At 65.6% G+C, this 9,095-nt stretch carries 11 protein-coding genes; 2 read left to right on the top strand and 9 right to left on the bottom strand.

The genetic code is table 11. The features are described from left to right. Nucleotides 1-383: 383 nt before the first annotated feature. Both ACFFC4_RS13815 and ACFFC4_RS13810 read left to right on the top strand, forming a co-directional pair. Nucleotides 384-809, top strand: coding sequence for a PIN domain-containing protein (locus ACFFC4_RS13815; RefSeq protein WP_375501788.1), 426 nt, complete (start codon nt 384-386; stop codon nt 807-809). A 458-nt stretch (nt 810-1,267) separates the two neighbouring features. Then, complete coding sequence (locus ACFFC4_RS13810) at nt 1,268-2,122, top strand: class I SAM-dependent methyltransferase (RefSeq protein WP_375501786.1); 855 nt, start codon at nt 1,268-1,270, stop codon at nt 2,120-2,122. Between the two features lie 91 nt (nt 2,123-2,213). On the opposite strand, the gene ACFFC4_RS13805 is transcribed toward ACFFC4_RS13810, so the two are convergent. The 9 genes from ACFFC4_RS13805 to ACFFC4_RS13765 are packed head-to-tail and all read right to left on the bottom strand — an operon-like array spanning nt 2,214 to nt 9,043. Beyond that, the gene (locus ACFFC4_RS13805; protein WP_375501784.1) at nt 2,214-2,639 is read right to left on the bottom strand and encodes a low temperature requirement protein A; all 426 of its coding nucleotides are present in this window, start codon (nt 2,637-2,639) and stop codon (nt 2,214-2,216) included. 15 nt (nt 2,640-2,654) lie between these two features. Beyond that, nucleotides 2,655-2,918, bottom strand: a complete 264-nt coding sequence (locus ACFFC4_RS13800) for a low temperature requirement protein A (protein WP_375501782.1) — start codon at nt 2,916-2,918, stop codon at nt 2,655-2,657. Between the two features lie 32 nt (nt 2,919-2,950). Further along, nucleotides 2,951-3,793 carry a hypothetical protein gene (locus ACFFC4_RS13795; RefSeq protein ID WP_375501780.1) on the bottom strand — a complete coding sequence of 281 codons (843 nt, stop codon included), beginning with the start codon at nt 3,791-3,793 and terminating at the stop codon, nt 2,951-2,953. Then, nucleotides 3,793-4,194, bottom strand: a complete 402-nt coding sequence (locus ACFFC4_RS13790; protein WP_375501778.1) for a lasso peptide biosynthesis B2 protein — start codon at nt 4,192-4,194, stop codon at nt 3,793-3,795. Before ACFFC4_RS13790 ends, ACFFC4_RS13795 begins: the two co-directional genes overlap by 1 nt. A gap of 40 nt (nt 4,195-4,234) precedes the next feature. After that, nucleotides 4,235-4,501, bottom strand: coding sequence for a PqqD family protein (locus ACFFC4_RS13785; protein WP_375501776.1), 267 nt, complete (start codon nt 4,499-4,501; stop codon nt 4,235-4,237). 15 nt (nt 4,502-4,516) lie between these two features. After that, on the bottom strand, nt 4,517-5,371 hold the full coding sequence (locus ACFFC4_RS13780) for a sulfotransferase domain-containing protein (protein ID WP_375501774.1): 855 nt from the start codon (nt 5,369-5,371) through the stop codon (nt 4,517-4,519). Beyond that, on the bottom strand, nt 5,368-6,273 hold the full coding sequence (locus ACFFC4_RS13775; protein WP_375501772.1) for a hypothetical protein: 906 nt from the start codon (nt 6,271-6,273) through the stop codon (nt 5,368-5,370). The genes ACFFC4_RS13780 and ACFFC4_RS13775 overlap by 4 nt, the downstream gene beginning before the upstream one ends. A 7-nt stretch (nt 6,274-6,280) precedes the next feature. Beyond that, nucleotides 6,281-7,267: a nucleotidyltransferase family protein gene (locus ACFFC4_RS13770; protein WP_375501770.1), complete on the bottom strand. Its 987-nt coding sequence runs from the start codon at nt 7,265-7,267 to the stop codon at nt 6,281-6,283. A gap of 54 nt (nt 7,268-7,321) precedes the next feature. Continuing rightward, nucleotides 7,322-9,043, bottom strand: coding sequence for an ABC transporter ATP-binding protein (locus ACFFC4_RS13765; RefSeq protein WP_375501768.1), 1,722 nt, complete (start codon nt 9,041-9,043; stop codon nt 7,322-7,324). Nucleotides 9,044-9,095 lie beyond the last annotated feature (52 nt).

The raw sequence follows: 9,095 nt of genomic DNA, 5'->3' as shown, positions 1-9,095 counted from the left end.
ACGCACCGCCGCCGAAACAATCTTCAGCGGCGCCCTCATGAAAGTTCCGGGCTAGGGGCAACCCACGCTGTCTACCCAAGAACGGCGCGGTCTGACCGCGCGATCACGCACGGACGGATGGGCAAGTCCTGTGTCGACGTATATACTCTAGCCGAAGGTTGTATATAGCGGGTTGCGGAGGTTGCGATGACGAAGCGGTTGATCGAGCTTGACGACGAGTTGTTGGATGCTGCGCGGCGGGAGTTGGGCACGGCTGGAGTGTCGGAGACAGTTCGGACCGCGCTGCGGCAAGCGGCTGCGGCGTCAGCACGGACCCGCCAGGTCCGGTGGCTCGCTGAGGGGGGGCTGGCGTCGTTGGCTGATGCCGAGGCGCGGGCGGACGTGTGGCGTCAGTCGCCCGGTTCTTGATCGACACCAGCGCTGCCGCGCGGATGGCCAATCTCCTGGTCCGCGAGCGCTTGGAGCCGTTGATCGTCGGGGGAATGGTGGCCACGTGCGCAACCCTGGACGCCGAGGCGCTCTACAGCGCCCGCAGCCCGGCTGAGTACGAGCGATTGCGGGCCGATCGTCGGGCCGCTTTCGAGTATCTGCCCACGAACGACGAGCACTGGCAGGCCGCGTTCGCGGCGCAACGCGAACTTGCGCTCACCGGCCGACACCGGGCGGTCGGTATCGCTGACCTGCTCACCGCGGTGCTCGCCGGCCAGGACCGGCTCACGCTGATCCACTACGACGCCGACTTCGACATCGCCGCCGAGGTGCTCGGCTTGGATGCCCGGTGGGTCGCCGACCGAGGAACGATCGACTGAGCAGGCCCCTTAGGTGCGCTGTGGGCCCGTGTGCGGGCTGCCGGATGAACCCCTCACTGAATCGCACGTGCATCGTACGTGCATCGCACGTGGATCGCACGGTATCGGGCGTGGATCGCACGGCATCGGGCGAGGAGGGAGCTCAGACCCTCCCAGCTCAACAACAACGGGTACGCAGGCTGGGTAGATCAAAGACTTCCTCACTGTTTACGTGAGTTCGATCTCGTCGCCCGCTCGGCGAGTTGATCTGCGTGACGTCGAGGCAGCCGATGCCGCCGGCAGGGTCGGGCACTTTTCGATGTGCAGCTGGTCGATGTGCAGCTGGCCGGCATCGCCAACTGTGCGGTCAGCTTGTCACCCCGAAATCGCGCCTCAGCGCCACGATCTACCGCCATTTCGGGGTGACAAGCGACTCGTAACCGGCAGCTCGGTCCTGTGGCTGCTCGTAGGCTCGCGCCGTGACGAACGTAGACATGGGCAGACACTGGGCCGGTAGTGCGTCCGGCTGGGTCGAGAACGAGGCGATCTTCGATGCGATCTTCGCCCCTGTGACCCGAGCGATCCTCGACGCGGCCGACATGTCTGAGGGGCTGCGCGTGCTGGACGTCGGGTGCGGCACAGGCACGCTGCTCGCTGCGGCCGGCGCCGCCGGGGCAGCCTGCGTCGGCGTCGACATCTCCCCCGGCATGGTCGCGGCTGCGGCCGCGCGCGTGCCGGCCGCCACGGTGCTGCTCGGCGACGCACAGGTCATGGACCTGGTGGTCGAGGCTCCTGGGCCGCCGTTCGACCGCGTCGTGTCGCGCTTCGGCGTCATGTTCTTTGCCGATCCGGTGGCCGCGTTCACCAATCTGCGCCGCGTCGCAGCCGATGGCGCCCGCCTGGTCTTTGCCTGCTGGCGCGCCTTCGACGAGAACCAGATGTTCACGCTCGGCACGAGCGTGCTCGCCGAGCGGCTCGAACCACGTCCCAAGCCGCCAGAGCCGAACGAGCCGGGCCCCACGGCCTTCGCCGATCGCGACCGACTTGCGGGGCTGCTGTTGGACGCGGGGTGGGCGTCGGTCGACATCATGCCGTTCGACGTCACCCTCGACTACGGCTTCGACGGAGCCGACGGCGTCGAAACGCGACTGGCCACCGTCCTGAGCGTCACCACCGGACGCACGGCATACGAGACCCTGCGCCCAACCCTCACGCACGAGGCGTGGGCCCAGCTGCTCGACGACGTGCGCGCAGAGTTGCGGCGCCACCTCGTTGACGGGGCGGTGAAGGTGCCAGCCGCACTCTGGTTGGCAACGGCGAGCAAACGGAGCTGATCGCGACCGCGGCTCCCGCGGCGATGAATACAGTCGTTCTCATGCAGCCAGGGTGCAGCGCCCGGAAACCGGAAAATCAGTGCGGGCACGTCTAGCCGATCGAGTGCCTTAGTTCAGTGCGCCAGTCACGGAAGGCATTTACCTCGACGGTGATGACGGCTATCAACAGGACTGCCGGGAGGACGAGTTGAGCTAACGCCGGGGCGCCTCCCAAGACCGGGATCAACACGAGAAGCAGGACCATCAGGATCGTGCGGGTATAAGCGATCCCTCCGTAGAGGGCATACCGTCCAGCGGAAACGTGATCGCGGGCATCAACGAGCAACGCGAGGCCGAGCGCGATGAAGACGATGCCGGCAACCATCGGCAGGTGCAGGTAGATATAGGAGTCACGGGCCATCCGAATCCGCCGCAGACCCTTGGCGTCATGCAGTTCGCGTTCGGCGACGAGAGCGACGACATCGAAGTACAGCCACCACCACACCCGAGAGTGCTCATCGGCGAAGGCACCGATCATCTCCAAGAGCGAGAATCATGGCCACCGTACGAGACCCTCATCGGCCTTGGCCTGGTTCCCCAGCCAGGTGTACGAGCACCAGCCAAACCAGATCACGGCCAGCACAATGACCGCTTCGAGTGTGGTTCGTCCGCCGACGTGGTGTTCCATCAGGGCGGTCACGTTGGTGATCGCATAGACGAACACCAGCTCAAAGAGCAATTCCAGAGACGTCACCCGATGGGTGTCATCGGTGGGGTGCAGATGGGATTGCACCGAAGTCAACAGGGCGCGGAGCATAGAGAATTCTGCTGCGCGGACATTCCTGCGAGCTAGGCCGACACCAGGCCCGCCTGTGCAGCAGCGGTGTCGCCGGCGACGATGTCCGCGAGCTGTTCCGCCGTCCATCCCGCGCGGGAGCGCGTCAATCGACGGATCGGTATGTCCGAATGGGCGAGCGGGCCGATGATCTGCAGGTTCGCTCGGCGGTCCAGCAGCGCTGCCGCAATACGACTGTTGTAGGCGGCCTTGACCAGGGCGGTGAAACGGTCCAACCCGGTGATGTCGGCAACGGTCACGCCGGGCTCGTTGCTCGCCCCGAGCATCCATACCCGGCTGACGGTGACCGCCTCGGTGACGAACCTGCCTGGACGGTACTCGACGTGAGCTTCGGCGTCCGGCCACAGCCGCAGCTCGTCGCTGACCGGAAGGACCCGGACCACGCCGTCCGCACCCATCGAGAGCGCGGCCAGGTCATCGCTGAGCAACTGCCAACCGCGCGCGAGCAACGAGGCCAGCAACACCGACTTGCCCGCACTCGAATCGCCCGTGAGCAGCACGGCTCCCGTCGGGCCGAGTGCGACCGCAGCGTGCAGGACGGGCGACCCGCGTTGGAGGAACGCAGCTACGGAGGGCGTCGATGACACGAACCGTGTCACGTCGCGGGGTTCGGCACCGGCCAGCGGCTCTACGGTGAGCTGCTCGCCGTCCACGACCAGGTAGCGGGCGACCTCGGGAATCTCGAACCAGAAACGCCCACGCTGGCCCCGCCACAACACCCCACCATGCGCAAGGTCGGTCGGCGCTGCCCCCACCTCTCCGAGCGTCACGGCCATGTCCTGCAGCGACCACGGTCGTGCCGTAGCCAACAGCTCCACCAGAGTCGAGTGATCCATCAGCAGCGTGCGGTGAAGGTTCCGACCGACACGTATCGATCCAGTTGGGACGCGCCGGTCAGCACCTCATCCCCACAGATAAGCCACGAATGGGCCTCGAGACTTTCCCGCGCCTTCGCCTTGGCCACACCGAGGTGAAGTGTCGAACCCAAGCCGCGCCGACGAAGTAGCACCGCGCCTACAAGCGACTGCATCAGGCAGGTGCAGGTCCACGGAACACGGGCCGACACCGTCCGCACCGCCCAGCCAATGTGTTCAGCGCGCAGCATCTGTGCCGGCGACACCGTGCCGGGATTTGTCCCTCGCTGCAGCCGATAGAAGCGCACCGCAGCACGAAAGGGAAAGGCCGAAATGAGCAGCCATGCGACGAACAGGCTCAGTGCGGTCTCGGCAAGCAGCATCAGCTCTCCTGGCGGGCGGGACAGAGCCTTGGTGACAGTCCTAACCAGGCTCGACAACCCGCACCATTCCCTCACGTTGCAGCTCGCCCAGAAATGCCGCGGTATCGTCCTCGATCTGCGCTCGCGCGCCGTCGAACTCCGCCGCCAAAGAATCGACCAGGTCACCGAATCGCACCGGGTGCTCGAGAATCTCCCAGATGCGCCGCCCGATCGCGTCAATGGCGACGTAATTGTCACTATCGGGATTGAGGAAGACCATGTCCTCGTTCACCGGGGTCGACATGAGGTCCGGAACGCGCTCGATCACTGATTCGGTATCCATTCATGTCTCCTCGTCGATATATCCGAAACGCTGCATCGTCTCGCGATGCGCGTCCGTCAGTTTCTCAATCAGATCCCCGGCTAGTTCGTGTCTCCCCGAGCCGACCTCGCCCCGACGAAAGAAAGGCGCAGTTGCAGCTGGCGGTCGCTCGCGGAAACCAGCGTGTGCCTCCTGTCGCTGCAGTTCTTCGAGTCGAGAAGATTCCACCGCGCGGCGCAGCCGAACGGGTTCGACGGGCACCCCGACAAAATCGAGAATGCGGCCGAATCCGGTAATGGCATCGGCGCGCAGATCCTCATAACGAACAATGCATATCGGCAGGCCGGAATCATCCACCCACGATCGGACGTGCTCACTCCAGGTTCCGATGCGTTGGGGGAGCTGGTAGCTCAGACGAGTCGACGACTCGCTCATCGTGAACTCGGTATCACACATGTTCGCGACAGCGCTGTCTGTGGACCGGCCGCCGTGGTGCGCGAACGACACGGCAACGTCGAGCGGGTTGCGCAGCAAGTACACAACGGCTGCAGTGACGTCGGTAGGGAACATAGGCGTCCCGATGTCGGTCACTGTCCAGGCGTCGTGAGCCTTCATGAACAGCAATTCGGAGGCCTCGCGGGCCAGCGTCCGGTACACCTCCGGCCGCAACCGCGCCGTGATGCGAGGTGGCAGTTGCGACGCCTCGATCCCGACGCATTCGTCGAATCCCAATCGGTGACTGGCGATAGGCGCATCGCCGTCGAGGTCGTTGACGTCTACCGGTTCGGCTGCGTCCCGCAGATAGTTCGCGAGGAACACGCGCGTCCAGGTATTGCCGGACTTCGGATAGGACGCGAGCCAGACGATCTTGTTCATGTTGTACCGGCGCGCTCGCGCTGCCAGATAGCGTCCCGGACAGCATCCACGGACCAGGTACCGCTCGGTCGGGTCACTCGGATGATCGCGGTTTGTTCGAGCACCGCTCTGAACAGCGCGAACATCGCCGAGCCCTCATGAACGCTGACCGGACCGTAAAGGCAATCGTTGAGCGCAGCGAACTTCGCGCTGCCGAACTGTTCCTCGGTGCGCACCTGCCCATCACCATCACTGATGCTCAATACGTATACGGCGGTCAATGCGGTCGGCTCGCCCGCCATTCGATCCGTCACCGGCACCGCGGTCTTCATTCGCCGCCAGGGCTGCGGAAGCAGGCCAGTGACGTCGACGGCCAGTCCGGTGGTGGAGGCCTCGGTCAGGTGTAGTTCGGCAACGCCAGGTAACGCCTGCACCACGCGGTCGTCATTGAGTTGTAGGGCTGTTACGTCGTCGCTGAGCATTCGGGCACCGTCCGCCAGTAGACCGGCCATCGTGGTCGACTTGCCTGCGCCGGAGTGTCCGGCGATGGCGAGCGCGCCATGTTCAGTGACGGTGGAGGTCGCGTGTAACACCAGTAGGGCGCGCTGCCGCAGTACGGCGGGGAGCACCATGGTGGTGAACCGCGCCTCCAGCATTTGTCCCTCGGCATGTGGGTTGGGGGCGTAGGTGACGTGTTTCCCGTCCGTCACCAGGAATCGTGCCGCTCGCATTCCGCCCCGCACCAGGAACTGCCGCGCACTGGCGTCGAACATCGGCTCCGTCACGATCGGATCGGACAAGTAACACGGGACGGGCCCTTCATGGACCGAGATATCCGCCTGTGCGCCGTTCGGAGCAGTCATCATGGACGGGCATTCAAACGGCACAGCAAAGATCAACCCGTAGGCCTGGTAGTGATACATCCCGCGATCAGTCGCCGTTCCGGACGCGAGAGCGACCGTGCCGGATCGCGCCGGGCAGTCCAGCGGCCACGCGCAGGTACCACTCGACGTAACCGACGGCCACCACTCGGCGACCAAGCAGCGTCCGGGCAGCGCGCCTTACCCGGACGCGATTAGGACACAACGCCGACCACACCAGGGCGGCCCGCTCGTGCCACGACCTCGCGACCAGCAGCCGGTTGATGCGCATCGCGCCGCGCGTCCCGAACTCGCCCGGGAACCGCCAGGGCTCCGGCACAGCGGTACTCAGGTGCAGCTCCTCGGCTAGCGCGGCCCCGTCCGGGTCCAGCCGCAGGCCAAAAGCCAACGCATCCTCGACGCCAAGCTCGTTAGCAAGTTCCGCGGCCTGAACCCAGTCGGCAAGACTCAGGATGCGCACCGCGCGCCGCAGGTCGGCGCCGGTGCGGGTGCCGTGATCGTGTGGCTCAGGTCCGCACAAGCCGTGCTGGGCGGCATGCAATGCGACGTGCATTGCACACCCGATCCTGTCGAGCACCTGAACAGACGTACTACCCAGCCGCAACGAGGTAGTTCGAGGCGAAAGCGCCGACCAGGTGCGCTCCGGGTCGACCCGGACGTTGTGCAGGTTCCAATGCAGGTCAACGGTGTCTTTGAGACCGGCGGCGTCACGGCGGCTGAAGGTGCGGGCGTCCGGATCACGATCTACGACCGGGGCGTGCGCGTCTTCAGGGCGGAATCCGCTTTGGACCAGGGCCACGGTCGCCGCGGCAACGTCTGCGGCGCGCACGAGAAGATCGGCGTCGCCGTAGCTGCGTCCGCCCTCTGGGTAGAAGAGCCTAGCGAAAGACGCGCCCTTAAGCAGAATTGACGGAATGCCCGCCCTCTGAAATGTGCGCACAGTGTCTGCAGCGAGGCGATCGACTCGCAGCGTCGCGGCTGCACGGCCCAGATCCGGTGATGTGGCTGCGATACCTACGCCGATTGTTTCGGCCATTCGGCAAGGCTAGTTCCTTTCGGCACAAACGGGTGAAACCACCTCTGGAGTCCACTAGCCGTCGTCGAGGGCGCCTGCGGCGATGAGGTCGCGAAGTCGGCCGTGTCGGCGGTGCGCGAGGTCGGTCCAGGTGCCCGTTTCGGCAACTCGGTTGTTGTCGAGCACCACGATCCGGTCAGCAGTTCTCACCGTGGACAGCCGGTGGGCGATGACGAGCATGGTGAGCCGACCGTGCAGTGCGGCCATGGCGCGCCGGATGGCGAGCTCGTTCTCGGTGTCGAGTGAGCTCGTCGCCTCGTCCAATACCAGTAAGTCTGGTTGGCGCAGCAGGGCGCGAGCGAGCGCGATGCGCTGCCGTTCCCCGCCCGACAGTCGAACCCCCCGGTCACCGACGACGGTGTCCAGCCCGTCTGGCTGGGCGGCAACGAAGTCCGCTGCGTTCGCGGTCGTCAGCGCATCCCTCATATCGGCCTCACTGGCCGCCGGAGCGGCCCACATCAGGTTCGCCCGGACGCTGTCGTTGAACAGGAACGGCTCCTGCGGGACCAACGCCACTGAGCTCCGCCAGGCGGCGACCTGTGCGCCCGTGAGCCGTTGACCGTCGACCAGGACAGTTCCGGTTGCTGGTTCGAGCAGGCCCACGGTCAGGTCGGCCAAGGTCGTTTTGCCGGCGCCGGATGGCCCGACGAGTGCGATGATCTGCCGGGCCGGGATCTGCAGGGACACGTCGTCCAGGACCGGGCTGCCCGGCGTGTAGGCGAAACTGACACCGCAGATCTCGATTCCGCTGCCGATGCGCAGCCGCCGACGTGAATCGGGAAGGGCCGGTTCGGCGGCCCGTTCGCAGGACTCGATCACTGACTGGAGATCGTCGAATGCAGGCACCGCCTGGGCAACCTGCATAATGTTGCGCTGCATCTGTGTCACCTGCGGAACCAACCGACTGAAGATGAAGGCGAGCACCAGCAGCGCCGCGATATTGACGTGCAGATGAGCTACAGCGACGTCGATCAGCACGGCCAGCGCCACGACGGTCGCGGCGAGTTGCACGGCGGTCGAGATCGCCGACGCCTGTGCGAATCGGATCTGGGAACGGCGGGATCGCGCCATCGCAGCGTCGAACGTGGTCAGGTGACCAGCCTCCAGCCCGTGGGCCTTGATCAGTTTGAGTCCGTCGAGAAATCCGGTAACCGAGGCGAGGACACGTCGATTGCTGTCCACCAACTGCGATCCGAGCCGTCGACTTCGCGTGACCAGCGGCCACATCACGGCGACGAGGACTGCGCCCGTCACCGCGGCCACTGCGGTCGTCACTGGCGAGATGCGGACCGCTACTGCTAGCTGGACGACGACCAAGACGCCGCTGACGGCGAGGTTGAGCATCGCCAGCACCCCGGTGGACACCCAGGTGACGTTGACAGTCAGGGTGCTGAGCAGATCCGATCGGCGCAGGTCGATAAGATGCCGCCACTCGGCGCGGGCCACCGCCGCGTACAACCGGCTACGCAGACCGTCGACAAATTCCAGGCGGTACCGCGTCAACAACACGCTGGCATAGGCGCTGAGCGCCGCCGATGCCAACACGGTGAGCACGTAGACGCTCAGCACTGCAGGCAGCGTCGCGGGGATACCCACCGCATGCAGGGCAGACCGCCACCAACCCGTCGTCCCGTCGCTCGACTCGGCCTGGCTGACCCCGGCGACGGCGAGCAACGGGACAAGCAGCAGCAAGCCCAGGCCCTGACCGGCCGTGGCCACGATCTGGACGGTGGTCACCCATGCCAATTTGCGGCCGTCCGCCCGCGCGATCGCTGTCACGAAGCTGCGG

Origin of the sequence: uncultured Jatrophihabitans sp. (assembly GCF_964244045.1) — a bacterium.
Taxonomy (GTDB): domain Bacteria; phylum Actinomycetota; class Actinomycetes; order Mycobacteriales; family Jatrophihabitantaceae; genus Jatrophihabitans.
The sequence above is the reverse complement of the archived record's forward strand: the minus strand, read 5'-3'. Positions and strand labels throughout refer to the sequence as shown.

Bases quoted from the DNA above. Each gene is read 5' to 3' on its own strand.
- ACFFC4_RS13800 (WP_375501782.1), bottom strand. From the start codon at position 2,918: ATGCTCCGCGCCCTGTTGACTTCGGTGCAATCCCATCTGCACCCCACC.
- ACFFC4_RS13775 (WP_375501772.1), bottom strand. From the start codon at position 6,273: ATGTATCACTACCAGGCCTACGGGTTGATCTTTGCTGTGCCGTTTGAA.
- ACFFC4_RS13770 (WP_375501770.1), bottom strand. From the start codon at position 7,267: ATGGCCGAAACAATCGGCGTAGGTATCGCAGCCACATCACCGGATCTG.
- ACFFC4_RS13780 (WP_375501774.1), bottom strand. From the start codon at position 5,371: ATGAACAAGATCGTCTGGCTCGCGTCCTATCCGAAGTCCGGCAATACC.
- ACFFC4_RS13805 (WP_375501784.1), bottom strand. From the start codon at position 2,639: ATGATCGGTGCCTTCGCCGATGAGCACTCTCGGGTGTGGTGGTGGCTG.
- ACFFC4_RS13790 (WP_375501778.1), bottom strand. From the start codon at position 4,194: ATGCTGCTTGCCGAGACCGCACTGAGCCTGTTCGTCGCATGGCTGCTC.
- ACFFC4_RS13795 (WP_375501780.1), bottom strand. From the start codon at position 3,793: ATGGATCACTCGACTCTGGTGGAGCTGTTGGCTACGGCACGACCGTGG.